This is a genomic window from Nocardioides sp. Z38_18, assembly GCF_058215695.1.
In genome coordinates this window covers 327,817-351,795 of sequence record NZ_JBZAJE010000003.1, presented here as the reverse complement: position 1 = coordinate 351,795, position 23,979 = coordinate 327,817, and the positions used below count along the sequence as shown (strand labels likewise).

24 protein-coding genes are annotated in these 23,979 nt (G+C 68.2%); 5 read left to right on the top strand and 19 right to left on the bottom strand.

From position 1 onward, the window contains the following. Positions 1–79 precede the first annotated feature (79 nt). From AC4BGC_RS20940 to AC4BGC_RS20875, 14 genes are all read right to left on the bottom strand, one after another. Positions 80–847, bottom strand: a complete 768-nt coding sequence (locus AC4BGC_RS20940; RefSeq protein WP_490557509.1) for a glucose 1-dehydrogenase — start codon at positions 845–847, stop codon at positions 80–82. After that, the gene (locus AC4BGC_RS20935) at positions 844–1,767 is read right to left on the bottom strand and encodes a 3-oxoacyl-ACP reductase (RefSeq protein ID WP_490557508.1); all 924 of its coding nucleotides are present in this window, start codon (positions 1,765–1,767) and stop codon (positions 844–846) included. Before AC4BGC_RS20935 ends, AC4BGC_RS20940 begins: the two co-directional genes overlap by 4 nt. A gap of 4 nt (positions 1,768–1,771) precedes the next feature. After that, a complete protein-coding gene (locus AC4BGC_RS20930; protein ID WP_490548775.1) occupies positions 1,772–1,969 on the bottom strand; it encodes a ferredoxin in 198 nt (65 codons plus the stop codon). Between the two features lie 69 nt (positions 1,970–2,038). Continuing rightward, complete coding sequence (locus AC4BGC_RS20925) at positions 2,039–3,043, bottom strand: NAD(P)/FAD-dependent oxidoreductase (RefSeq protein WP_490557507.1); 1,005 nt, start codon at positions 3,041–3,043, stop codon at positions 2,039–2,041. 47 nt (positions 3,044–3,090) lie between these two features. Beyond that, a complete protein-coding gene (locus AC4BGC_RS20920; RefSeq protein WP_490557506.1) occupies positions 3,091–3,831 on the bottom strand; it encodes a VirB8 family type IV secretion system protein in 741 nt (246 codons plus the stop codon). A gap of 1 nt (position 3,832) precedes the next feature. Next, the gene (locus AC4BGC_RS20915; protein WP_490548772.1) at positions 3,833–4,372 is read right to left on the bottom strand and encodes an Rv1363c family protein; all 540 of its coding nucleotides are present in this window, start codon (positions 4,370–4,372) and stop codon (positions 3,833–3,835) included. Beyond that, positions 4,369–5,661, bottom strand: a complete 1,293-nt coding sequence (locus tag AC4BGC_RS20910; protein ID WP_490557505.1) for an MCE family protein — start codon at positions 5,659–5,661, stop codon at positions 4,369–4,371. The genes AC4BGC_RS20915 and AC4BGC_RS20910 overlap by 4 nt, the downstream gene beginning before the upstream one ends. Next, positions 5,658–6,941, bottom strand: a complete 1,284-nt coding sequence (locus AC4BGC_RS20905; protein WP_490557504.1) for an MCE family protein — start codon at positions 6,939–6,941, stop codon at positions 5,658–5,660. The genes AC4BGC_RS20910 and AC4BGC_RS20905 overlap by 4 nt, the downstream gene beginning before the upstream one ends. 8 nt (positions 6,942–6,949) lie before the next feature. Beyond that, a complete protein-coding gene (locus AC4BGC_RS20900; protein ID WP_490557503.1) occupies positions 6,950–8,149 on the bottom strand; it encodes an MCE family protein in 1,200 nt (399 codons plus the stop codon). After that, positions 8,146–9,126, bottom strand: coding sequence for an MCE family protein (locus AC4BGC_RS20895; protein WP_490548768.1), 981 nt, complete (start codon positions 9,124–9,126; stop codon positions 8,146–8,148). Before AC4BGC_RS20895 ends, AC4BGC_RS20900 begins: the two co-directional genes overlap by 4 nt. Next, entirely contained in the window at positions 9,126–10,205 is a 1,080-nt protein-coding gene (locus tag AC4BGC_RS20890; RefSeq protein ID WP_490557502.1) for an MCE family protein, read from the bottom strand. Before AC4BGC_RS20890 ends, AC4BGC_RS20895 begins: the two co-directional genes overlap by 1 nt. Then, a complete protein-coding gene (locus AC4BGC_RS20885; protein WP_490557501.1) occupies positions 10,205–11,326 on the bottom strand; it encodes an MCE family protein in 1,122 nt (373 codons plus the stop codon). The genes AC4BGC_RS20890 and AC4BGC_RS20885 overlap by 1 nt, the downstream gene beginning before the upstream one ends. 25 nt (positions 11,327–11,351) lie before the next feature. Continuing rightward, a complete protein-coding gene (locus tag AC4BGC_RS20880) occupies positions 11,352–12,191 on the bottom strand; it encodes an ABC transporter permease (protein WP_490548765.1) in 840 nt (279 codons plus the stop codon). A gap of 2 nt (positions 12,192–12,193) precedes the next feature. Beyond that, a complete protein-coding gene (locus AC4BGC_RS20875; protein WP_490548764.1) occupies positions 12,194–12,967 on the bottom strand; it encodes an MlaE family ABC transporter permease in 774 nt (257 codons plus the stop codon). A gap of 190 nt (positions 12,968–13,157) precedes the next feature. Between AC4BGC_RS20875 and AC4BGC_RS20870 the strand changes: the two genes are divergently transcribed. Continuing rightward, complete coding sequence (locus AC4BGC_RS20870) at positions 13,158–13,835, top strand: ion channel (RefSeq protein WP_490548763.1); 678 nt, start codon at positions 13,158–13,160, stop codon at positions 13,833–13,835. On the opposite strand, the gene AC4BGC_RS20865 is transcribed toward AC4BGC_RS20870, so the two are convergent. The 3 genes from AC4BGC_RS20865 to uvrB all read right to left on the bottom strand — a co-directional run bounded on the left by AC4BGC_RS20865 (position 13,817) and on the right by uvrB (position 17,705). Further along, positions 13,817–15,127, bottom strand: a complete 1,311-nt coding sequence (locus AC4BGC_RS20865; RefSeq protein WP_490557500.1) for an MFS transporter — start codon at positions 15,125–15,127, stop codon at positions 13,817–13,819. The genes AC4BGC_RS20870 and AC4BGC_RS20865 overlap by 19 nt on opposite strands. Before the next feature lie 157 nt (positions 15,128–15,284). Beyond that, a complete protein-coding gene (locus AC4BGC_RS20860; RefSeq protein ID WP_490557499.1) occupies positions 15,285–15,563 on the bottom strand; it encodes a DivIVA domain-containing protein in 279 nt (92 codons plus the stop codon). A gap of 24 nt (positions 15,564–15,587) precedes the next feature. Next, positions 15,588–17,705 (bottom strand): excinuclease ABC subunit UvrB, encoded by a 2,118-nt coding sequence (gene uvrB, locus AC4BGC_RS20855; RefSeq protein ID WP_490548760.1) that lies wholly within the window; start codon positions 17,703–17,705, stop codon positions 15,588–15,590. A 180-nt stretch (positions 17,706–17,885) separates the two neighbouring features. On the opposite strand from uvrB, the gene AC4BGC_RS20850 reads away from it, so the two are divergent. From AC4BGC_RS20850 to AC4BGC_RS20835, 4 genes are all read left to right on the top strand, one after another. After that, on the top strand, positions 17,886–19,091 hold the full coding sequence (locus AC4BGC_RS20850; RefSeq protein WP_490548901.1) for a phospholipase D-like domain-containing protein: 1,206 nt from the start codon (positions 17,886–17,888) through the stop codon (positions 19,089–19,091). A gap of 145 nt (positions 19,092–19,236) precedes the next feature. Next, positions 19,237–20,577: a 4-aminobutyrate--2-oxoglutarate transaminase gene (gabT, locus tag AC4BGC_RS20845; protein ID WP_490557603.1), complete on the top strand. Its 1,341-nt coding sequence runs from the start codon at positions 19,237–19,239 to the stop codon at positions 20,575–20,577. Between the two features lie 940 nt (positions 20,578–21,517). Beyond that, entirely contained in the window at positions 21,518–22,342 is an 825-nt protein-coding gene (locus AC4BGC_RS20840; RefSeq protein WP_490557498.1) for an SAM-dependent methyltransferase, read from the top strand. A gap of 371 nt (positions 22,343–22,713) precedes the next feature. After that, the gene (locus AC4BGC_RS20835; RefSeq protein ID WP_490557497.1) at positions 22,714–22,899 is read left to right on the top strand and encodes a hypothetical protein; all 186 of its coding nucleotides are present in this window, start codon (positions 22,714–22,716) and stop codon (positions 22,897–22,899) included. A 155-nt stretch (positions 22,900–23,054) separates the two neighbouring features. Here the strand turns inward: AC4BGC_RS20835 and AC4BGC_RS20830 are convergent, their stop codons facing one another. Both AC4BGC_RS20830 and AC4BGC_RS20825 read right to left on the bottom strand, forming a co-directional pair. Next, complete coding sequence (locus AC4BGC_RS20830) at positions 23,055–23,315, bottom strand: hypothetical protein (protein WP_490557496.1); 261 nt, start codon at positions 23,313–23,315, stop codon at positions 23,055–23,057. A 21-nt stretch (positions 23,316–23,336) separates the two neighbouring features. After that, entirely contained in the window at positions 23,337–23,927 is a 591-nt protein-coding gene (locus AC4BGC_RS20825; RefSeq protein WP_490557495.1) for a putative glycolipid-binding domain-containing protein, read from the bottom strand. Positions 23,928–23,979: the final 52 nt, after the last annotated feature.

Below are 23,979 nucleotides of genomic sequence, written 5' to 3'. Positions count from 1 at the left end.
GTCATCAGTCGCGCCGAAGACGACCTGCCCATATCGGTGACGCTACCGCTCGAATCACCGCGGAACAGCCTGTGCCCGGTCAGCCGCCGAAGGCGTGGGTGGCGGTGGCGCCGCCGTCGATGGCGAGCTCGGCGCCGGTGACGAAGCTGGACTCGTCGCTGGCCAGGTAGACGTAGGCGGGGGCGATGTCCGCGGGGGTCCCGACGCGCTTGAGGGCGACCTTGCCGGCGCCGAACTCCATCGCCGCGTCGCCGCCGTGGATCCGGGTCATCGGGGTGTCGATCATCCCGGGGTGCACCGAGTTGACCCGGATCCCCTTGGGCCCGAGCTCCATCGCGGCCGACTTGGTCATCCCGCGGATGGCGAACTTCGTCGCGGCGTACGCCGTGCAGAACGCCATCCCGGCCAGCCCCTCGATCGAGGAGGCGTTGATGATCGAGCCGCCACCGCCCTTGCGCATCGTGCGGGTCACCGACTTCATCCCCAGGAAGCACCCGAGCTGGTTGACCCGGAACAGCAGCTCGAACTCCTCGGCCGGCATCTTCTCGACCTCGCCGAAGCGCAGGATGCCGGCGTTGTTGACCAGCACGTTGACCGGCCCGAACCGCTCGTTGGCCTCCTCGACCAGGGCCGTCCAGCTCGCCTCGTCGCTGACGTCGTGACGGCGGAAGTACGCCGATCCGGGGAACTTCGCGCACAGCTCCTCGGCAAGCGCGGTCCCCGCCTCCTCGGCGATGTCGGCGATCACGACCTGGGCGCCCTCCTCGACGAAGGCCTGCGCGATCGCAGCGCCCTGCCCCTGGGCGGCACCGGTCACGATGGCGCGTTTGCCGGCGAGTCTGCTCATCGACGTTCCTTGGGTTGAAGGGTCATCACGGAGTCGGCAGCGAAGCCGACGGCGGGGTCGCGCTCGGCGAAGTAGCCGCCGAGGTCGGAGTCGAGCCCGGCGAGGTCCCACACCTCCCCGGAGGCGTCGAAGCGCTGCTCGACCACCGGGGCGGCGAGCAGGGCCACCATGCCGCCGTACACGACGAAGACCTGCCCGGTGATCCGCGCCGAGGCCGGCGAGGCCAGGTAGGCCACGAGCGGGGCGACGTGCTCCGGGGAGTAGGGGTCCACCGAGCGCCCGGACTCGTCCTCACCAAAGACCTGCGCGGTCATCGCCGTGCGCGCCCGGGGACAGATCGCGTTGGCGCGGACCCCGACCCTGGACAGCCCACGGGCGGTGGAGAGCGTGAGCGCGGTGATCCCGGCCTTGGCCGCCGCGTAGTTCGCCTGCCCCGGCGACCCGGTCAGGAACGCCTCCGACGCGGTGTTCACCACTGCCCCGTCGACCGGCTCCCCGGTCTCCTTGAACCGGCCGCGCCAGTACGACGCTGCGTTGCGCGAGAGCAGGAAGTGCCCGCGCAGGTGCACGTTCAGGACGAGGTCGAAGTCCTCGTCGGTCATGTTGAACAGCATCTTGTCGCGGGTGATCCCGGCGTTGTTCACCACGACGTCGAGGCGGCCCAGCTTCTCGGTGGCGGCCTGCATCATCGCGTCGGCGGTGGCCCGCTCGGCGACGTCGCCGGCCACGACGAGCGCCTCGACCCCGAGGCCGCGGATCTCCTCGGCGGCCTCCTCGGCCGCGCCGGGCAGGTCGTTGAGCACCACGTCGGCGCCGGCTCGCGCCAGGGCGAGGGCCTCGGCTCGGCCGAGGCCGGCGCCGGCGCCGGTGACGACCGCGACGCGGCCCTCGAGGGACAGCGGGTCGTTGGAGGTGGGCACCCGTCTACTCCTCGACCAGGCTCAGGGCCGACTTGGGGCACGATGCGACGGCCTGCTCGACCATCGCGAGGTCCTCGTCGCTGACATTCTCCTGGAGGACCTGGAGGTAGTCGTCGTCGTCGACCTCGAAGTGCGTCGGGGCCAGTGCCTCGCACATGGCGTTGGCCTCGCAGAGGTCGAAGTCGACCTTGATCTTCCTCATGGTTGCTCCGTTCGGGGTGGTCGGCTGGCTGGCGGTCTGGCTGACTGGTCGTCTTGGTGGTGCGGCGCGCTAGGAGCCCTCGCTGGAGTGCCCGGGGAACACGTGGGCGTCGGGGTCCACGAGCACGGCGGCGTTGTTCACCGCGGTGGCCACCTCCCCGAACCCGACGGCGATCAGGCGCACCTTGCCGTCGTACTCGGTGATGTCCCCGGCGGCGAAGACGCGCTCGAGGTTGGTGCGCATCGCGGTGTCGACCTTGATGTGGCGCTTGTCGAACTCCAGCCCCCATTCCTTCATCGCGCTGAGGTCGGCGATGAAGCCGAGGGCGGCGACGACGCTCTGCGCGGGGCGCACGAGCACCTCCCCCTCGGTGGTGGTGATCTCGACGCTGTCCACGTGGTGCTCCCCGCGCAGCGCGGTCACCTGGGCCTTGGTGATCACCTCGGTGCTGCCGGCGAGTACGGCGTCCACGGTGGCCTGGTGCGCGCGGAACTGGTCGCGCCGGTGCACCAGCGTGATCGAGGCGGCGATCGGCTCGAGGTGGTGGGCCCAGTCGAAGGCGCTGTCGCCGCCCCCGACGATCACCACGTCGCGTCCGGCGTACTCCGCGAACGACGGCACGAAGAACACCAGGCCGCGGTCCTCCCAGCCGTCCCCGGCGGGCAGTGGCCGCGGGGTGAACTTCCCGATGCCGGCGGTGATGATCACGACCTTGGCGCGTACGACGGTCCCGTCGTCGAGCCGCATCGTCGCGTGCTCGTCGCCCGCCTCCAGCGTCGTGGCGGTGCGGCCGAGCAGGTAGGTCGGCTTCGCGCTCGCGGCCTGCTCGACGAGCTGCTCGACCAGCTCACGGCCCTTGATGCTGACGAAGCCCGCGACGTCGAGGATCGCCTTCTCGGGGTACAGCGCAGACACCTGCCCACCCAGCTCGGGGAGCGAGTCGACGAGCGTCACGCTCATCCCTCGGAAGCCGGCGTAGTAGGCGCCGAAGAGGCCTGCGGGACCGGCGCCGACGATGAGCAGGTCGGTGTCCACCTCGCGTGTTGCCGCGGGACCCCCCACTCCCTCGACCATGGGCACGACCTTTCCGAGGCAAGAAAACTGGAACGTGTTCTAATTTATCAGAACGCGTCCATCTTGGACACGCGCCAGTCTCCCCCGGCGCGGGTCAATGTCACCCGTACCCGATTCTGGTCGACTCGCTGGTTTGCCGAGCCCTTGGCGGTGGTCACCTGGTTGACGAACACCAGCGCCTCGACCTTCGTGCTGCTGGCGGAGAGGACCGAGGTCGCCACCACGCTCGCGGTGAGCTTGACCTGGTTCTTGACCGTCTGGGCCTTCACGCCGTCCATCGCCTTGACGTACTCGTTGCGGAAGGTGGGCGCCATCACCGCCTGCGCGGCCTTCATGTCGGCATCGAGCGTCTTCCAGTCGTAGCCGAGCACCTTCTCGGTCAGCGACGTGGCCGCCGCCATCCCCGCGTCGCGGGCCTGGCTGGAGGTGATCACCCCGTCCGGCGCGGCACCGTCGCCGGGGTTCTCGGCGGCGTACCACGCGTAGCCGGCGACGCCGGCGAGCACGAGGCACAGCGCGACCAGGATGCCGGTGAGCCGCCCGCTGGCCAGGAACGAGGGCTTGTCCGGATCGGTCGGGGGGATGGAGTCGAGGTCGTCGCCCTCCCGGCTCTCCTCGGCGACCGGCGGAGCCGGGGGCGCAGCGGCCTCCTCGTGCCCCGAGGACTCGGTGGAGCCGGTGGAGTCGGTGAGGTCGCTCTGGCAGTAGCGGCACTTGAGGGCCGCAGCCTTGATCGTCTCCGCGCAGTAGGGGCACTGCTTCTCGGCACTCTTGACAAGGTCGACCATGTCAGCCCACGAACTGCAGGGTCGAGGTGAGCCAGGCGTCGCCCTTGCGCGCCATGGACAGCTTGAGCCGGTAGTACCTCGGCTGTTGCTCACCCTTGGTGGACTTGTTGGTCACCTTGGAGTCCGCTGCCACGAAGACCACCGCGTTGTCCTCGTCGATGTCGCCGATGCCCACCTCGATCACCTTTCCGCTCGAGGTCGCCTGCGACTGCTGGGCGGAGGCCTTCAGGGTCACCTGGGCGGCTTCGTACTGCTCCTTGAACTCACCCGTCGCACCTGCGAGCACCTTCTCGATCAGCGGATCCATGTTCTTGTGGTCGATGGTCAGGAACGCCTCGGTCTCCTTGGTCGCGGCCGCGGTCACCTCGCGGTGCAGCCGCGACAGCGCCTCGGCGCGGGAGTCGCCCGGGGTCGCAGCCGCGCCTTCGCGGAACAGCACGACGGAGGCGGCCACCAGCGCCAGGGCGACGAGGAACAGCACGATGTTGACTCCCCGCCGTGACCTGCCTGCCCGCTGGGGGCGCTCGGCAAGTTCAGTCACTCGTCATTCACCGGTCCTGTCAGCATCCACTTCCACGCGTCGTCCCCGAACACTGTACGCAGACCACCGCCGTTGTGGACCCTCACTTTTGTTCCGTTGCCCGCGTCGGCCTCCCCGGTGCCCACGTCGTACGGCGAGACCCGGTAGCTCTGGCCTGCCGAGCTCCCCGAACCGAAGCTGGGCGCGAAGTTGACGCCTCGCTGGTTGATCGGGGAGCCGCCGGTGTACCCGGGTTGGGCTCTCGGGTCCTTGCAGCTGGCCATGAAGATCTCCTTGTCCGTCAGGTCCAGGGCAGATCGCCACTTGCCCCTGGGGAGGAAGCCCTGGGTGCAGGCCGGCACGTCGTAGTTCAGCTGCAGGTTGATGTGGCCGTAGCCGTCCCCGGGCGTGCCGGTGAAGCCCGACGAGATCACGCGAGGGAAGGTCACCAGGGTCTGCTCCAGGGCCGGGATGTTGGTCGTGAGCACCTGGTTCACCGTGACGAGGTTGGACAGGAACACCGGCAGCGTGGGCTCGAGACCCTTGAGCAACGAGTCCACCTCGCGCACCGCCGGGGCACCCCCCTGGATCACGTTGCGGAGGTCCTTGTCGGAGGTGCGCAGCGTCCCGGTGAGATCGGCGAGATCCTTCGCGAACGACTTGATGTCGCCCTCGTGGTCCGCCTGGGTCTGGAGCACGGTCTGCCCGGTCCGGAGGAGCGCGATCGTCTCGTCCTTGTTGGCGTCGGCCGCGTCGACGAACTCGGTCCCGGAGTCCACCATGCGCTGCAGCGGGTTGGCGGTGTTGCGGAACATGTTGCCGAGCTCGGAGATCACCGTGGTCAGGTCGGTGCGGTTCACCGACCCCACCAGGTCGTCGAGCTCGGTGAGCAGCACCTCTTCGCTCTTGGGCAGGCTGCTGGCGTCACCCCGGACGGTGTCCCCCTGACCCAGGTAGGGGCCGGCGTTCTCGGCCGGCTCGAAGTCGAGGTACTGCTCCCCCACCGCAGACAGGTTGTGCACGTGGATCGTGGTGTCCTTGGGGATCTTGACCTTGTCCTTGATCGCGAGGTCCACGCGGATGCCGTTCGGGATCACATCGACCCGGGAGACCTTGCCGACCTTCACTCCCCGGTAGGTCACCTCGCTGCCGGTGAACAGCCCGCCCGATCCCGGCAGGGTGGCGCTCATCGTGAACCCCCGCCCCAGGAGCTTGTCCACGATCCCCAGGAAGCTGCCCGCGACATAGACCACGCCGACGGCGCTGAGCACCACGAAGGCGATCAGCCGGATCTTGACGCCGCGGGTCATCGCGTGCCACCTCCCCCGAGCAGGCCACCGAGGAGGCCGCCGGTCGGCGGCTTGCCACCGTCGCCCGTGCCGTCTCCGGAGCCGGTGAGGCCGGGGATGGACAGCTTGGGGGCCGCGGGCGGCTTCCGGCTCTCCCGGGTGGCAGCGGGGCAGAAGCCCAGGTAGCCGGCGAGGCCGGGGGTGGCCTGGCAGAGCAGGTTCTTCAGGGGAGGACTCAGGGCCTCGCAGACCGCCGGGATCACGGCGGCCTCGGGCAGTGCGCCCGCGCAGAGGTTGAGCACGTCCGGCAGGCCCTCGCCGGGTGACCGGATGATCTTGTTCAGGTCGATGTCGAGGTGGAACAGCGCGTTGGCGTAGTCGCCACGGGCGATGTTGGCCGCCTGCTCGGGGAACGGGAAGCTGGCCATCATCGACAGGCCCTTGGGCAGTCCGTCGCCGGCCTCGGCCAGCTTGGTCAGCGTGGGCTCGAGGTGCCGCAGGGTGGCCACGATGTTCTCGGTGCTGGCGTCGAGCACCCGGGTGCCGACGACACCGAGCTGGTCGAGCTGACGCAGCATCGTCATCAGGCCCTTGTGCTGGCGGTTCAGCACCTTCAGGGCCGGCCCCATCGCGTCGATGGCCTCCCCGATGGTCTCGCGCTCCTTGACCAGGGTGGCACTGAGCCGGTCGATGGAGTCCATCGCCTTGATGATGTCGCCGCGCTGGTCGTCGAGCGCACCGACCATCCGCTCGAGGTTGCCGAGCAGGTGCCGGGCCTGGTCCTGCCGCCCGTTGAGCATGTTGTTCAGCTCCACGCTGATGGTCTTGAGCTGCCCGATGCCGCCACCGCTGAGCACCATGGACAGGGCGCCGAGCACCTCCTCGACCTCGGGGTTGCGGCCAGTGCGGGACAGCGGGATGAAGTCCCCTGCCGAGAGCCGCTTGCTGCTGGCCGCCGATTTCTCCGGCTCGAGCAGGGCGATGTACTTCTCGCCGAGCAGGCTGGTCTGGCGTACGTCGACCTGGACGTTCTCCGGGAGGTCGACGTCCTTGCGGACCAGGAACTTGACCCGGGCGTGCCATCCGGAGCGCTCCACCTCGGTCACCTGACCGACCACGACGTCGTCGACCATCACCGCGGTGCGCGGGACGACGTTGAGGGCGTCCTCGAAGTCGGCGGTCACGGGATAGGCCTCGTCCTCGCTGACCGCGTTGCCCGGGAGCGGCAGGTCGTAGGCCCCGTCGAACTTGCACCCGGTGGCCACCAGCAGGGTCACGAGCAGCCCGACAATCCCTGACACGATGCGCCTCATCGGTTCCCTGCCTTCAACGCGCCGAGGAGACCTTCGAGCGAGGTCACCGGGGCGGTGCCCCCGAGCTTGAGCTGGGGCGGCTGGAAGTCCGCCGGGTTGTTGCCGATCTGGTCGAGAGCCGGCTTGAGGATCGTCTTGAGCAGGTCGCAGCCGAGCTCGGCCTGGGCCGCAGTGAGCACCTTGGTCAGCGCCGAGGTCTTCACGAGGTCGCAGATCACGTTGTCGAGGCTGGCGACCGTGGGCCCGAACTGCACCCGCGACCCCTGGGTGCCCGACTTGGAGTCCCAGCCGAGTGCGAGGTTGCCCAGCCCGAGGGCGCTCAGCCCCGCGGCGGTGTTCAGGGACTCCTTCTGCTTGGCGAGGACCCCCACGATGTCGGTCAGCTGCTCGATGTCCTTCTGCAGCAGGGTCTTGTTGTCGCGGACGAAGGTCCTCACGATGCCGACGGCGCGCGAGAGCGCGGCCAGCGCCTCGCGCAGGTTGCCCTGCTCGTCGGCGAGCTGGGTCGAGACCGAGGTCAGGTCCCCCATGAAGGCATCGACGAACCGGTCGTTGGCCGCGAGGGTGTTGGTGAACTGCGACATGTTCTTGACCGAGTCGAACAGCGGCCCGGAGTTGTCCCCGAAGGTCTGGACGGCCGCCGAGAGGTTGAGCAGCGTCTCGTTGCCCAGCGTGCCGTTGCCCTTCAGCGCCTTGCTGCCGGCGGTGAGCAGGTCGTCGAGCGCACCGTTCTTGTTGGCCCCGTTGGGCCCGAGCGCCTGGGTCAGGTCCGAGAGGCTCTGGTAGATCTGGTCGAGCTCGACCGGCGTCCCCGTCTCCTCGAGGGCGATCTTGGCGTCGTCCTGCAGCACCGGGCCGCCGGAGTACGCCGGGGCGATCTGCACGAACCGGTCGGCGGTCAGCGTGGGGGTGATGATCGCCGCCTTGGCGTCGGCCGGCAGCTTGTACTCGTCGTCGTACTCCATCGCGACCCGGACCCGGTCGCCCTCGGGGACCACGGCTGTGACGGTGCCGATCCGCACGCCCATCACGCGGAGCTCGGAGCCCTTGTAGATGCTCACGGTGCGGTCGAAGTAGGCGCTGACCTTCCGCGGCTCCGAGCCACCCGGCAGGACGAGGAAGGTGACCGCGACCAGGACGACCACGGCAGCGATGGCCACCGAGCGGGAGCCGAGACGGTTCATGATCGAGGTCATTTCGGCCGCTTCCCCAGCGTGAACTCGCCGGCCGCGAGACCGGCGAAGTTGGGCACGTAGGCATCGAACCAGGGGCCGGTGCCGACGATGTTGATCAGGATCGAGGCGTAGGGACCGAGGTTCTTGATGGTCTCGTCGAGCTGCTTCCTGCGCTCCTGCAGGAACTTCATCGCGGTGTTCACCTCGGTCAGGGCCGAGTTGATCTGGGCCTGGTTGTCGGTGGCGACCCCGCGCAGCGTCACCGCGAGCTGCCTGGCGTTGACCAGCAGGCTGCGGATGGCGTCGCGCCGGGAGATCAGCTCCTTGAAGACGAGGTCGCCCTCCTTCATCAACGTGACCAGGTCGCCGCGGCGCTCCGCGAGCAGCTTGGTGACGCGGTCAGCGCGCGTCAGGAGCTGCTCGATGGCCTCGTCGCGGCTCGCGATCGCCTGGGAGATGCGTGAGAGGCCGGTGAACGTCGACTGGATGTGCGGGCTGGCGGCGTTGAGGGTGTCGCCGATGGTGCTCAGCGCGGTGGAGAGCTGGGCGGTGTCGATGTCCTCGGTGCGGGTGGTCAGCTCGGACAGGGTGGAGACGATGTCGTAGCTGGAGTCGGTCCGTGAGGTGGGGATCGTCTCCCCCGCGCGCATCTCCCCGGAGCCGACCGGCGTGACCTCGAGGTACTTCTCCCCGAGGAGGTTGAGCACCTCCACGGCGGCCCGGGTCTTCTTGCCGAGGGTGGCGCCCTTGACGTCGAAGTCCACGGTCACGCGGTCCTCGGAGATGTGCAGGGCGTTGACCCGGCCGACCTTGACCCCGGCCACCTGCACCATGTTGCCCTTGCGCAGCCCGCTCGCGTCCTTGAGCTGCACGTGGTAGTCGACCCCTGCGAATCCGGGGAACTTCTGCAGGTTGAACGCGGCAGCCATGGTCACGAAGAGCACGACCATGCTGATCGCACCCAGCCTGAGGATCTTGGCATCACTACGGCGGGCCATCAGTCGCTGCACCTCGGGTGCGGGCTGTAGAAGGAGATGCCGGTCAGCGCCTTCTGGATCGGCTCCAGCAGCTTGTCGATCGCCGGCCCGAACTTCGGCAGCAGGATCGAGCCGGACAGGTCGCAGAGGTAGTAGTTGTACCAGGAGCCGTAGGTGCCGGTACGGGTCTGGCGCTCCAGCATCACCGGCAGCCGGGTCAGCACCTCGTCGAGCACTGCCTGGTTGTCGGGCTTGTTCAGGGTCCTCATCACCTTGCGCAGCTGGGCGATGTCGCTCTTGAGGTACGGCCGGCTCTGGGTGAGCAGGTCGGCCAGGCTCGCGGTGAGGTTGGAGAGGTTGGAGACCGAGTCGCCGATGGCCTTGCGGTCCCCGGACAGCTTGCCCATCCAGGTGCGCAGCTCCACGACCAGCGTGTTCAGCTGGTCGTGGCGGTCATCGACGGTCTCCAGCATCGCGGACAGGTTGTCGATGACGTTGCCGATCAGCTGGTCGCGGTCGGCGAGGTCGTTGGTCAACGAAGCCGCGTGGCTCATCAGCGAGCCGATCGTGCCCCCCTCCCCCTGCAGCACCCGGATCAGGTTCATCGAGAGGTCGTTGATCTCGGCCGGCTGGAGGGCCTGGAAGAGCGGCTGGAAGCCGTTGAACAGCTCGGTCAGGTTCAGTGCGGGCCGGGTGCGGGAGAGCGGGATCGTGCCGCCCTCGGGGAGCTTCGCGGCACCCTGCTTGCCCTCGACCAGCGCCACGTAGCGCTTGCCCACCAGGTTCAGGAACCGGATGTCGACGCGGGTCGCCTGGGTCATCGGCACGTCGGAGGCGACCTTGAACGTGATCTCGGCGGTGTTGCGGTTCTTGATCTCGACACCCTTGACCTCGCCGACCGAGACGCCGGCGACCCGGACGTCGTCGCCCTTCTTGATCATGCTGGCCGAGGTGAAGATCGCCTTGTACTCCGACTGGGAGCCGAAACCGAAGGAGCCCATGATCGCGAAGAGCGTGCCCGTCACGATCACCGAGGCGAGCACGAAGACACCGAGCTTGAAGGCGGACAGGATCGTGGCGGTGTTGCGCGAGGCAGCCATCAGTCCCCCTCGATCTTGTTCACGTCGGAGCCGTCCTTGAGGTCCAGCGGTGCGATCGGCACCGGCGGGTTGGGCAGGCCCAGGCACCGAGGGCCGGTGCCCATCTCGCCGTACTCCGGGCGGTCCTCAGGCGTGTAGGCACGCTTCTGCGTGGCCGCGAGGCTCATCGTCTGGGCGACCCGGCCGCTCTCGAAGATCTCGTTGAGGCGTTCGGTGTAACCGGCTGCGCCGTTGAGCAGGCACGGGAACTCCGGGGAGTAGGTGTCGAGCAGCTTCATCAGCGGCCGGGCCAGCGCGGCCTCCCGCACGATCGCCTTCTCGTTGGTCTTCAGCACGCGGGTGGAGGTCGCGCCCAGCCCGGTCACGCCTTCGAAGAATCCCTGGATCTGGGGCTCGATCGAGGAGACCGTTCGGGCAGTGGTGGTCGCGTTGCGCAGCAGCCGGACGAGGTCCGGGGCCGCGATGGCGTAGCTCTGGCTGACATCGGCGAGCAGGACGAGGTCCTTGCGCAGCGTCGGCAGGTGGACGTTGACGTCGGTGAGGTAGGAGTCCAGCTTCACCATGGTCGCGCCCAGCTGGTCTCCCCGTCCCCGGAGGGCGTTGGCCAGTGCCGTGAGGGTGGTGCTCAGGTCCGCGGGGCGGATCGAGCGCAGAAGCGGGAACAGGTCGGCGAGGATCGTCTGCAGCTCGGAGTTGGTCCGCACCCGGGAGGAGGGGATCACGTCGCCGTCGCTGACCATCTTCTCCGAGGGCTCCTCGGGCGGGATCAGCGAGATGAACTTCTGCCCGAACAGGGTCGTGGGCAGGATCTCGACGCTGATGTTCTCCGGGATGCTCTTGGCCGCGGACGGCCGCAGCCCGATCTTGATCTCGGCCTCGTTGCCGTCCTGGCTGATTCCCCGCACCTGTCCAACCAGGGCCCCGTGGATCCGCACGTCGCCGTACTTCGCCAGCTGCAGCCCGGCGCGGTCCGCCTTGACGGTCACCATCGTCACCGTGGTGAACGTCTTGTTGAACACGCCGATCGAGAGCCCGACGAGCAGCGCCATCACGGCGATGAAGACGATGCCCGCGAGCACCAGCCGCCGATGCTCGGCCTTGGTGTCGTGAATGACGTTCACCAGCACGAGATCACCCCCGCGGCGCTCATCCGGTGATCCGCACGGTGGTGGTGGAGCCCCAGATCGCGAAGCTGAGGAAGAAGTCGGCGACCACGATCGTCACGATCGAGGTCCTGATCGCGTTGCCGACCGCCGTACCGACACCGGCCGGGCCGCCGGAGGCGGTGAACCCGTAGTAGCAGTGGATCAGGATCACCGCGACCGCGAGGAAGAGCAGCTTGAAGAAGGACCACAACATGTCGATGGGTGGCAGGAACTGCAGGAAGTAGTGGTCGTAGGTGCCGGCCGACTGCCCGTAGATCAACGTGGTGATCAGGCGTGGGGACAGGTAGGAGGCCGCCAGCGCGACGATGTAGAGCGGGATCACCGCGATGAAGGCGGCGATGATCCGGGTCGTGACCAGGAAGGGCAGCGCCGGGACCGCCATCACCTCGAGCGCGTCGATCTCCTCGGAGATCCGCATGGCGCCCAGCCGGGCGGTGTAGCCGCAGCCCACGGTCGCGGCGAGGGCGATCGCGCTCACCAGCGGGGCCACCTCGCGGGTGTTGAAGTACGCCGAGATGAACGCCGTGAACTTGGCGACGCCGATCTGGCTCAGCGAGGCGTAGCCCTGGATGCCGACCTCGGTGCCGGCGAAGAACGCCATGAACGCGATCACGCCCACGGTCCCCGCGATGATCGAGAGCCCGCCGACGCCGAAGGAGACCTCCGCGAGGATGGCGAGGATCTCCTTGCGGTAGCGCTTGATCGCGACCGGGGTCCACGCGAGCGCCTTGATGTAGAACAGCAGCTGGTCGCCGCGCTGCTCGATGCCCAGGCGCCGCTCCCGCAGGAGCTCCTTGCCGATGTCGGTGACGGTCGCCATGGCTACAGCCCGTCCTGGGGAACGACCTGGAAGTAGATCGCCGTGATGATCGAGTTCAGCGCGAACAGGACCATGAACGCGATGATGACCGCCTCGTTGACGGCACGGCCCACGCCGCTCGGGCCACCGCCGGCCTTGAGCCCCTTGTAGGCCCCGACGATCGCGGCCATGTAGCCGAACATCACCGCCTTGACCATCGAGACGTAGAGGTCGGGCAGGCTCGCGAGGGCGGTGAAGCTGGACAGGAACGCGCCCGCGTTGCCGCCCTGGATGATCACGGTGAAGAAGTAGCCGCCACCGATGCCGGCGGCGATCACGAGTCCGTTGATCCCGAGGGCGACGAAGACCGTCGCCAGCACGCGTGGCACCACGAGACGCTCGATCGGGTCGATCCCGAGCACCTCCATGGCGTCGATCTCCTCGCGGATCTTGCGAGCTCCCATGTCGGAGCAGATCGCGGACCCGGCCGCGCCGGCGATGATCATCGCGGCCGCGATCGGAGCGGCCTCGCGGACCACCGCGAGCACGGCGCTGGCGCCCGCGAACGACTGCGCGCCCAGTTGTCCGGTCAGGTTGCCCACCTGGAGGGAGATCACCGCACCGAAGGGGATCGATACCAGGATCGTCGGCAGCAGCGTGACGCTGCAGATGAACCAGGCCTGGTCGATGAACTCACGGGTCTGGAACTTCGTGGTGAACACGGCCTTGGTCACGTCGACGACCATCGCGGCGACTTCTCCGGGTCCGCGGACGACGGACGCAGCAGTGAAGCCCATCGAACCCTCCCTAGCCCCTGAATCCCGGTCGCGATCTCGCCGGCAGGCCACCCCCGTGACCGCCGCAAACCTAGAACTTGTTCTCGTTTCGTGCAACAAGGCACACGTGCTTGTGGACGTATGAACGAGCCAGCGTCCGGAAGGTCATGGATGTGGCCGCGATCACAAGTTACGGCCCTAGACTCCGTGAGTGGAGGAATCGGCTCGAATGATCAAGAAGTGGCCAGGAGGGCTCAACCACCCCTCTGCCCTGCTGCTCCTCGCGCAGCTGCTGGCGGTGCTCGCCTACCCCTTCCTGGACACCTCACGGGCCGGGTCAGCGGTGCTGGGGGTGATCTCCATGGTGGCGGTCGGCCTGGCCCTGTGGGTGGTCCGCAGCACCCCGGCGCTGACCTACATCGCGGTCGGGCTCGGCGTACCGGCGCTGCTGATGACCGTGCTGGAGGCGTTCATGCCCGGGGAGACGTGGGTGGTGCTCGCCAGCGCCCTGCTGCACGCACCGTTCTACCTCTACGTCTTCTACGGCACGATCCGCTACGTCTTCCACGACGAGAAGGTGACCACCGACGAGCTCTACGCGATCGGGGCCGCCTTCACGGTGCTCGCGTGGAGCTTCGCGTTCCTCTACGTGGCCGTCGAGATCATCTGGCCAGGCTCGATCGACCCGCTGAGCAACGGGTCGGGCCGCTTCTTCGACCTGCTGTTCTTCTCGTTCACCAACCTGACCAGTGTCGGGCTCTCCGACATCCTGCCGACGGGCAGCCATGCCCGGTCGGTGGTGATGATCGAGCAGGTCGCCGGGGTGCTGTACGTCGCGATGGTGATCTCGCGACTGGTCGGGATGACCGTCTACAACAAGCGCCGCTGAGGCCCGTCTGACGACGGGTCCGGCGCCTCCTCCAGGGCGTGGACGAGCTCGTCGGGGTGGTCGAACCCGCCCTGCTCGATGATCAGGGCGCGCGTCCGTCGCCGGTAGCGCACGATCTGCACCAGGCCGATCCCCCACAGGACGTACTGAACGCTCATCGCCCACCGGAAGGCCTCCGGCGGGTAGTCCGAACCGGTCCCCGGGGTGCGCCAGTCCAGCACCAGCCCGATCGCGACCACGAGGCACAACGAGGCGTAGAAGCCCCCCTGGTTGATGATCCCGGTCGCGCTGGCCAGGCGGCGCGAGGGGTTGGAGGTGCGACCGAGGTCGAAGCCGATCACCGATGCCGGTCCACCCAGCCCCACCACGACCGCCAGCACCACCAGCACTCCCAGCGGCGCGTCACCCGGCCACACCAGCACGACCGTCCACACCGCGACGATCGCGCCCACGACCGAGAGCACCATCGTGGAGCGGTGCCAGGGGTGCGCGCCGACGAGCCAGCCCAGGCCGGGGCCGCAGATCGCGTGGGAGAGGACGAGCAGGGTGAGCAGGACCCCGGCAGTCGAGGGCGAGCGGCCCTCACCGAGCACGAAGAACGGGTACCCCCACAGCAGGGTCAGTGCGGTCGCGCTGAACTGGGTGCTGAAGTGCATCCAGAACCCCAGGCGCGTGCCCGGCTGGGCCCACGACTCGGCGAGGCTGACGCCGATGGTCCGGGGGGACAACCGAGGGCCACGCAGGTTGCGGCCCTCCGGCGCGTCGTGGAGGACCAGGAGCACCAGCACGAACAGGACGACCCCGACGCAGGCCGCGCCGAGGTAGGAGCCCGTCCACCCGAGGCGGGCCAGCGCCAAGGTCATCGGCACCGCGGCGGCGATGGCGCCGAACTGCCCCGCAATGCCGGTCAGCTGGGTGATCAGCGGGATCCGCCGCACCGGGAACCACGAGCTGACCAGGCGCAGGACGCAGATGAACGTCATCGCGTCCCCCACCCCGACGAGCGCACGCGCCCCCAACGCCAGGGCGTAGCTCTGCGCGAAGGCGAAGCCGACCTGGCCCAACGTCATCAGCACCAGTCCGACGAGCATCACGCTGCGCGAGCCGAACCGGTCGACCAGCAGGCCGACGGGGATCTGCATCCCGGCGTACACGAGGAGCTGCAGCATGGTGAAACTGGCCAGCTGGGTGGCGGAGATGTCGAACCGCTCCGCAGCGACCAGCCCGGCGACGCCGAGGGAGGAGCGGTGGAACACGGCCAGGACGTAGACCATCAGCCCGACGGCCCACACCGTCCAGGCTCCCCGGAAGGAGGACCGGAAGGAGGACCGGGAGGAGGGCCGGACGCCGGATCCGGCCCGAGACCGAGACCGAGACCGAGAGAAGGTTGTCACTGGCACCAATCTACGCGAGCAACAACTCCCTCGCTCAGCTGCGGCCAAGGCCTCACTACTGCTCGGCCCGTGGGTCCGCCGCGATGATGCGGCGGTCGACCTCGCTCGCGATCCGGTCGAGCAGCTGCTCGACCTCGGTGACGGAGTACCCCTCCCGGATGCGGGTCGGGGTGAACCTCGCCGCGTCGACCAGCGCCCGGACCGAGCCGCCCTCGGTGACGGCGACGGCGAGGCGGTCGAGGAAGTCGTCGACCTCGGGCATCTCGTAGCCGGTGCGCAGGCGCACCGGGGTCAGCAGCACGTCCGCTATCTCGGCAGCGAGGTCCTCGTTCACTGCGGCGGTTCGCTCATCTGGTGCTCACTTGGTCGCTTCCATCATCTGGCGCAGCTCCTTCTTGAGGTCGGAGATCTCGTCGCGCAGCCGCGCCGCCACCTCGAACTGCAGCTCTGCGGCTGCGTTGTGCATCTGGGTGGAGAGCTGCTGGACGAGCTCGGCCAGGTCGCTGGAGGGGATGCCGGCCGTGTCCGGCAGCCGCTCGTGCATCTTCGAGAGGCCCGGCACCGGCGCCTTCTTGCTCTTGTCCCCACGCGCACCGGTCCCCTGCCAGGTCTGGAGCAGTGCCTCGGTGTCCTCGTCGTCACGCGCCAGCATGTCGGTGATGTCGGCGATCTTCTTGCGCAGCGGCTGCGGGTCGACGCCGTGAAACTTGTTGTAGGCGACCTGCTTCTCGCGACGGCGGTTGGTCTCGTCGATCGCCATCTCCATCGAGGGCGTCATCCGGTCGGCGTACATCACCACCTGGCCCGAGACGTTGCGGGCGGCACGCCCGATCGTCTGGATCAGGGACTTGTCCGAGCGCAGGAACCCTTCCTTGTCCGCGTCGAGGATCGCCACCAGGGAGACCTCGGGGAGATCGAGGCCTTCGCGGAGCAGGTTGATACCCACCAGTACGTCGTACTCCCCCAGGCGCAGATCGCGCAAGAGCTCGATCCGTTTCAAGGTGTCCACCTCGGAGTGGAGGTAACGGGTGCGGACGCCGTTCTCGAGCAGGTAGTCGGTGAGGTCCTCGGACATCTTCTTGGTCAGCGTGGTCACCAGCACCCGCTCGTTGCGCTCCACGCGCAGCCCGATCTCGTGCATCAGGTCGTCGATCTGGCCCTTGGTCGACCTGACCACGACCTCGGGGTCGATCAGCCCGGTCGGCCGGATGATCTGCTCGACGACGTTGTCGATGCCCCCGCCCTTGCTGATCTCGTACTTGCCCGGGGTCGCGGAGAGGTAGATGGTCTGGCCGATGCGGTCGAGGAACTCCTCCCACTTCAGCGGGCGGTTGTCCATCGCGCTGGGCAGCCGGAAGCCGTGGTCGACCAGGTTGCGCTTGCGGGACATGTCGCCCTCGTACATCCCGCCGATCTGCGGGACGGCGACGTGGGACTCGTCGACCACGAGCACGAAGTCCTCGGGGAAGTAGTCGAGCAGGCAGTTGGGGGCGCTGCCGGGGCTGCGGCCGTCGATGTGCATCGAGTAGTTCTCGATGCCCGAGCAGGAGCCGACCTGCCGCATCATCTCCACGTCGTAGGTGGTGCGCATCCGCAGCCGCTGGGCCTCGAGCAGCTTGCCCTGCTTCTCGAAGGTCGCGAGCTGCTCCTCGAGCTCGGCCTCGATGCCGGCGATCGCCCGCTCCATCCGCGCCGGGCCGGCGACGTAGTGGGTCGCCGGGAAGACGTAGAGCTCCTTGTCGTCGGTGATCACCTCGCCGGTGACCGGGTGCAGCGTCATCAGCCGCTCGATCTCGTCGCCGAAGAACTCCACCCGGACCGCGTGCTCCTCGTAGACCGGGAAGATCTCCAGGGTGTCCCCGCGGACCCGGAAGGTGCCGCGGGTGAAGGAGAGGTCGTTGCGGGCGTACTGGATCTCCACCAGCCGCCGCAGCACCGAGTCGCGGTCCATCTCCTCGCCGACCTTGAGCCGCAGCATCCGGTCGACGTACTCCTGCGGGGTGCCGAGGCCGTAGATGCACGAGACCGTGGAGACCACGATGACGTCGCGGCGGGTGAGCAGCGAGTTGGTCGCGGAGTGGCGCAGCCGCTCCACCTCCTCGTTGATCGAGGAGTCCTTCTCGATGTAGGTGTCGGTCTGGGGGACGTAGGCCTCGGGCTGGTAGTAGTCGTAGTAGGAGACGAAGTACTCCACCGCGTTGTCCGGGAAGAGCATCCGCAGCTCGTTGGCGAACTGGGCCGCGAGGGTCTTGTTGGGCTGCATCACCAGGATCGGGCGCTGGAGCTGCTCGGCCACCCAGGCCACGGTCGCGGTCTTGCCGGTGCCGGTGGCACCGAGGAGGACGACGTCCTTCTCCCCTGCCTTGATCCGCTTGGAGATCTCCGCGATCGCGGTCGGCTGGTCGCCGGAGGGAACGTAGTCGGACTGCACGTCGAACGGCGCCACACGGCGCTCGAGATCGGTGACGGGACGCATGGAAACGAGCCTACGGGGGACCACCGACAAGCGCAGCGGCGTCCGGGGCCGCTCGGGGGGACGTCAGGGGACAAACGAGTCGTGTGGCCGTTCCCCGCACTCTGGTTGGATGGCGGGGTGTCGTCCCGTCATCCACTCGTCAACTTCGACCACCCGGCGCTCCGCATCGTGAGACGGACGATGCTCGTGGTCTTCGGGATCCCGGTGCTGGTGGCCACCGCGATGAGCCTGGTCGACTCCTACCGGCGACGCGGCAAGAAGCCCAAGCCGTTCCCCACCCGCACCGCCCAGGAGGTGCCGGTCGGCCAGGGCACGGTCACGACGTACAGCTACGGCCAGGACCTGTACGACGACATGCTCGCCGCCATCGAGGGGGCGCAGCGCCAGGTCCTCCTCGAGACCTACATCTGGAAGGGCGACGCCGTCGGGCAGCGGTTCAAGAAGGCGATCACCGACGCGGCCGACCGCGGCGTGGACGTCCGCGTGATCTACGACCAGTTCGCCAACCTCGTCGTACGCCCGCCGTTCAAGCACTTCCCCTCCAGCGTGAAGGTGCTGGTCTTCCCGATGTACTCGGCCGGCTGGCGGTTCTTCGACATCAGCCGCTACGGCCGCGACCACCGCAAGATCCTGGTGGTCGACGACGAGGTCGCCTTCGTGGGCGGCTACAACCTCGGCTCGGCCTACGCCACGGAGTGGCGCGACACCCACTGCCGGATCACCGGCCCCGCCGTGTGGGACCTCAAGCGCGCGTTCGCCGACTTCTGGAACCTGCACCGCGACAAGCGGTTCCGCCGCAGCGAGCACCCGATGGACCTGCCCCCCGCCCCCTCGTGGGAGCCCAAGATCCGCCTGCACCGCAACGTGCCCCGGCTGTGGATGTTCCCGATCCGGGCGATGTACCTCGAGGCGATCGACCGCTCGCAGCACCACGTGTGGCTCACCGTGGCCTACTTCCTGCCCGACGAGGACTTCGTGCGCACCCTGGTGATGGCGGCCCGCCGCGGCGTCGACGTGCGGCTACTGCTGCCCGCCAAGTCCAACCACATCGTCGCTGACTGGCTCTCCCGGGGCTACTTCCGCCAGCTCCTGGACGCCGGTGTCCGCATCTACCGCTTCCGGGGCGCGATGGTGCACGCGAAGACGGCCACGATCGACGGCACCTGGACCACCATCGGGACCGCGAACATCGACCGGCTGAGCATGACGGGCAACTACGAGGTCAACGTGGAGATCATCGACGAGGCCCTGGCCGCGGAGATGGAGCGGATCTTCGAGACCGACCTCACCAACGCCCTCCCGCTGACCCTGACCGAGTGGGAGGCGCGCGACGTCTACAGCAGGTTCACCGAGCTGATCCTCAAGCCGCTGCGGCCGTTCCTGTAGGTCGCTTGTCGGCGGCTCCCGGACGGCGAATACTGAGTCGCGTACGCACTCACTCGTGCCGATCTCGTTGCCGGAGGGCCACATGACGACTGAAACCGCTGCAGGTCTCGACAAGCTCGAGCGGTCTGGGAACGGGCAGGACCAGATGCGCACCGGCGGCCCCGAGCTGCCGCAGGAGCGGCGCCTGGTCACCGAGATCCCCGGGCCCCGGTCGCGAGAGCTCCACGAGCGGCGTACGGCGGCCGTCGCCTCCGGTGTGGGCAGCACGCTCCCGGTCTACGTCGAGGCCGCCGGCGGTGGCGTCGTGGTCGACGTCGACGGGAACTCGCTGATCGACCTCGCCAGCGGCATCGCGGTCACCAGCGTGGGCAACTCCGCCCCCGAGGTCGTCCGACGGGTCACCGAGCAGGTCGCGGCGTTCACGCACACGTGCTTCATGGTCGCCCCCTACGAGGGCTACGTCGAGGTGTGCGAGGCGCTGGCCCGGGTCACGCCCGGCGACCACGCCAAGAAGACCGCGCTCTTCAACTCAGGGGCCGAGGCGGTCGAGAACGCCGTGAAGATCGCCCGGGCCCACACCGGCCGGGACGCGGTGGTCGTCTTCGACCACGCCTACCACGGCCGCACCAACCTGACGATGGCGATGACGGCCAAGAACATGCCCTACAAGCACGGGTTCGGGCCGTTCGCCGGCGAGGTCTACCGCGCGCCCATCTCCTACCCGTTCCGCGAACCGGTCGAGATGACCGGCGCGCAGGCCGCGGCCCGGGCCATCGACGTCATCGAGAAGCAGGTCGGTGCGGACAACCTCGCCTGCGTCGTGATCGAGCCGGTGCTCGGCGAGGGCGGGTTCGTCGTACCCGCTGAGGGCTTCCTGCCGGCGATCGCCGAGTGGTGCACCGAGAACGGCGTCGTGTTCGTCGCCGACGAGATCCAGTCGGGCATGTGCCGCACGGGCGCCTGGTTCGCCTGCGAGCACGAGGGCGTCGTGCCCGACCTGGTGACGGTGGCCAAGGGCATGGCCGGCGGGCTGCCGCTCTCCGCTGTGGTCGGCCGCGCCGAGATCATGGACGCGCCGCACGGCGGCGGCCTCGGCGGGACGTACGGCGGCAACCCGGTCGCCTGCGCCGCGGCCCTGGGAGCGATCGCCACAATGGAGGAGCTCGACCTCCCCGCCGCCGCGAGGCGGATCGAGGACACGATGACCACGCGCCTGCGCGCGCTGGCCGAGAAGGTGCCCGCGATCGGCGACGTCCGCGGCCGCGGCGCGATGATGGCGATCGAGGTGGTCCGGCCGGGGACCACCGAGCCTGACGCCGCCCTCGCCGCGAAGATCAGCGCCGGCTGCCACCAGGCCGGCGTGCTCACCCTGACCTGCGGCACCTACGGCAACGTGCTCCGCTTCCTGCCCCCGCTGGTGATGCCCGAGCACCTGCTCGACGAGGCACTCGACGTGCTCGAGGAGGTCGCGCTCGGACTGGCCTGAGCCCGATAGTTGCACCCGCGCACCCGTGCTGCGTGCCAGTCTGCGCCTTTGACTTCGTGGCGAGACGCTTCCCCCTGAGGCCCTCCAGGAACCCGGGTCAGCAGAACCCGTCAGGGAGAGAAGCTGTTTGCGTCCTCGTCTGCTCTCCCCAGTAATGGGGTCTTACTGGGGGGCCTATTGACCGCCGAGCGCGCCACGCGTTTACCGGATCTGCCGATGACCGGATGCCCCGGCCCGGCAGTGGCATGTTGGGCATAGACGCCATATGAGGCGAGGGGAGGTGCGGGGATGGTGAGAACAGCCGTGGGTACGGGTGACCAACCGCCTGACCCTCCCTACAACGCGGAGGCTCACGCCGAGGCGACGCTGAACGCGCTGCGGCGCATCCGCCGCAACCGACGCACACTCACTCAGGCCGACGCGGAGAACATTGTCCGCGAAGAGGCGAACGCGAGAGCGGTCAAAGTTCCGGCTCACGTCGTACGCCACATGGCGCGCAACGCGCTGCGGTCCTTCTGGTGGCCCTTCCTCCATCCAAGGCAAGCACGAGGCGAGGGCTACCGCTTCATGTGGGAGCGGGACTCTGGGTGAGGATCATCTAGCGTCCGGGCGAACATCCGCTCATGCCGCGATCCGCGCGCGGTCATGCCGAGAGCCAGCGCGCTGGTCCGGTTGACGCCCCTTCACCGGAGGCTTCGCCGGACGGGTCTTGCGGGACGAGAGGGGGGTCGCGCGGACGGCTGACCGCCAGTTTCCCGCAGGAGGTTCGGCTTACGGGACGGCGGGATCCGGCGCGGCCCGCGTGTCGTGGTGTGGATCGCTGTGACGCGAAGCGGTCGCCGGGGGTCGCGTTGGCAGTGGCATCGCGGGGTGACCGAGGTGGTCGCCCTCGCATTTAGGGTGTCGACATCTGGTTGGGCGACAGAAGGGAGGCGTCATCATGGCTGATGAGCGTTCAGTTCAAGCTCACTACCGTGCTGTCGGATTGCTCGATCGCATCGTCGCTGGTTTGCGCGAAGCGGGTAAGGACCCTGACGCGCCGACTGTGGATGACCTTGCGCCGGCCGATGAGTTTCACTCGGCCGGGCGCGCTGCTACGAAGGATCTCGCCGCACTCGCTGCACTCAAGCCCGGAACACGGGTGCTTGACGTGGGCAGCGGCCTGGGCGGCCCGGCACGATTCCTCGCCGCGACGTACAGGTGTGACGTCACCGGTATTGACCTTATGCCTGAGTTTTGCACCGTGGCCACCGAGCTGTCCCGCATGACGCGCCTTGCAGAGCGGACCCAATTCCGTCGAGGCAATGCTTTGGCGCTACCGTTTGATGATGGCGCGTTCGATTGCGTGTGGACGATTCAGACGCAAATGAACATTGCCGAAAAGCGCCAATTTTACGGTGAAATTACGCGCGTCCTGCGACCCGGCGGTCAGTTCGTGTTCCAGGACATCTGTGCGGGCAACGGACAGCCGCTCGATTTTCCCGTTCCCTGGGCGAGTGAGCCGGGGCAGAGCCACCTGATTTCCCCGGAAGACTTGCGAACACTCTTGCGCAAGTTGGGCCTCAAAGAGCACACGTTCCGGGACGTCTCTTCGACGATCCTTGCCTGGCTGGACGCAAACCGACCGCCGGCGGGCACATCGCCTCCTCTTGGAATGCACCTGGTGCTTGGCGAGCGACATGCCCAGAAGCGTGCCAATTCCGGCCGCGCCTTGCGTGATGGGCGGGTGAGGTACGTTCAGGGTGCGTATCTCAAGCCCGAGTGAGTGCCGATGACAGGTTCTTGGAGCCCTTCGGCCGCACTGGGTTGCGGTGCAGCTCGCGCAATCGCTGCAAAAGTCGCCCAACTACCCGGTGGAGCGGACCGCTGGCTCGCATCGGGTCGCCGCGGCCGCTCACCGCAGCGTTGAGTTCATGCACAACGACGATAAGGACCATCCAACACGCTGGCCTGCGGGGGAGCTGAGGAAGGTGAACCCGTCGAGCATCATGCGGCTGTCTGTCATCCCGGAAGGGGATCGTCTTTCGGAGCATCCGGATCTGCCGCGATCCGTGCAGTCAGGTGTCCGAGGCGTCGACACCCGTCAAAGGACAGGTAAGACTTGCGGGCATGCGGAGTCAAGAGGGTCGCGACACGGTGACGGTCGCCATCTCTACGGCGCTCTTGATGTTCGCCCTTGTCCTGGCGGCTGGCGCAGCCCTGATGTTCCTGGTGGATCGGTTCTTCGGAGAGGGCGCTGTTCTAGACGTGCTCGGCTACGTAGTGCTCACCTGCGCGACGGGCGTCTCCATCCTCTACCTCTGGCATCATCGGCGGCCTTAGCAAACGTCCTCTTCTGCCGCGATCGGTGCGCCGACATCGGTATGAGGGACGCGGCGGGGCGCCTTGTGCGAAGCGAACCGCAGTACTTCGTACTCCTTGGCTGACCCATTCGTCTCGAAGGCTTCCGCCGCGCGCGTCGCCTCGGCCTCGGACGCCTAGCGCTGAGCCTGTTTGATCCGCGGGGTCCACTCCGACTGCCACACGCTTCGCAACCGGATCATCAAGATCGTGCTGTGGTCCTTCATGGGCATCACCGTGCTCTCACGATCTACTTCGGCTGGCACTACATCGCCGACGACATCGCCGGCGCCGTGATCGCGTTCATCTCCTTCTACCTCGGGGGGCTCGCTACCGGTCAGAAGTTCGGCGAGCGCGGCCGGCACCCATCCGACCACCACGACGAGCGAGATCCCCATCGAGGCGGACAGTGCCCCCGGCTAGGACCCGCTCCGCAACTCGTCCCACGCGCGCGTCGCGAAGCCCTCGTAGTCGAGCACCAGGCCGTCCTCGTCCACGGTGAGCCGGAACGCGCCGTGCAGCGGGTCGCTGTACTCCCAGGCATCCGGCCCGCCGGCGGGGTCCAGCCGTGTGTAGGTCTGCTCCACCCGGGAGACCCTCAACGTCGGCACCTCGACCCACGCCACCGAAGTCGTGGCCGACTCGCCCGCGTCCAGCGACTGCAGGCGCCTGATCGGGAACGTGTTCGTCAGCGGTGTCGCGGCGATGTCCACATCCACGCAGCCGTCGAGGATGGGCGCCCGCTCTCCGTCCTGCCACCACCGGTCGCCCTCGGCGCGGAGGTGGAGGGTGGCCACCCCGGTGGAGAACGCCTCTACGTGGGCGGCCACGGTGCGCCACGCCTCGTCCAGCTCGACCTGGAAGGTGCAGGAGATCGGGGCGTCCGCGTCGAGGAGGACCTCTGTCGCGCGAGCCGTCCAGCCTTGGCGGGCCTGGGTGAGCCGGGCGGTGCTGTGGCCGGTGGCGGGCGGAATACGTCGCCACATGACCAGGCGGAGATCTGCACTCACGCGACGCATTCTGCCAGGAACGCGTGAGTTACCTCGTTGTAGCAGTCAAGGC

What these genes read in the sequence shown, in the direction of transcription:
- AC4BGC_RS20895 (WP_490548768.1), bottom strand. Translation starts at nt 9,126, where the DNA reads ATGGCCCGCCGTAGTGATGCCAAGATCCTCAGGCTGGGTGCGATCAGC.
- AC4BGC_RS20940 (WP_490557509.1), bottom strand. Translation starts at nt 847, where the DNA reads ATGAGCAGACTCGCCGGCAAACGCGCCATCGTGACCGGTGCCGCCCAG.
- AC4BGC_RS20900 (WP_490557503.1), bottom strand. Translation starts at nt 8,149, where the DNA reads ATGACCTCGATCATGAACCGTCTCGGCTCCCGCTCGGTGGCCATCGCT.
- AC4BGC_RS20910 (WP_490557505.1), bottom strand. Translation starts at nt 5,661, where the DNA reads ATGACCCGCGGCGTCAAGATCCGGCTGATCGCCTTCGTGGTGCTCAGC.
- AC4BGC_RS20830 (WP_490557496.1), bottom strand. Translation starts at nt 23,315, where the DNA reads ATGGGGATCTCGCTCGTCGTGGTGGTCGGATGGGTGCCGGCCGCGCTC.
- AC4BGC_RS20930 (WP_490548775.1), bottom strand. Translation starts at nt 1,969, where the DNA reads ATGAGGAAGATCAAGGTCGACTTCGACCTCTGCGAGGCCAACGCCATG.
- gabT (WP_490557603.1), top strand. Translation starts at nt 19,237, where the DNA reads ATGCGCACCGGCGGCCCCGAGCTGCCGCAGGAGCGGCGCCTGGTCACC.
- AC4BGC_RS20925 (WP_490557507.1), bottom strand. Translation starts at nt 3,043, where the DNA reads ATGGTCGAGGGAGTGGGGGGTCCCGCGGCAACACGCGAGGTGGACACC.
- AC4BGC_RS20875 (WP_490548764.1), bottom strand. Translation starts at nt 12,967, where the DNA reads ATGGGCTTCACTGCTGCGTCCGTCGTCCGCGGACCCGGAGAAGTCGCC.
- AC4BGC_RS20840 (WP_490557498.1), top strand. Translation starts at nt 21,518, where the DNA reads ATGGCTGATGAGCGTTCAGTTCAAGCTCACTACCGTGCTGTCGGATTG.
- AC4BGC_RS20850 (WP_490548901.1), top strand. Translation starts at nt 17,886, where the DNA reads ATGCTCGTGGTCTTCGGGATCCCGGTGCTGGTGGCCACCGCGATGAGC.
- AC4BGC_RS20890 (WP_490557502.1), bottom strand. Translation starts at nt 10,205, where the DNA reads ATGGCTGCCTCGCGCAACACCGCCACGATCCTGTCCGCCTTCAAGCTC.
- AC4BGC_RS20920 (WP_490557506.1), bottom strand. Translation starts at nt 3,831, where the DNA reads ATGGTCGACCTTGTCAAGAGTGCCGAGAAGCAGTGCCCCTACTGCGCG.
- uvrB (WP_490548760.1), bottom strand. Translation starts at nt 17,705, where the DNA reads ATGCGTCCCGTCACCGATCTCGAGCGCCGTGTGGCGCCGTTCGACGTG.
- AC4BGC_RS20880 (WP_490548765.1), bottom strand. Translation starts at nt 12,191, where the DNA reads ATGGCGACCGTCACCGACATCGGCAAGGAGCTCCTGCGGGAGCGGCGC.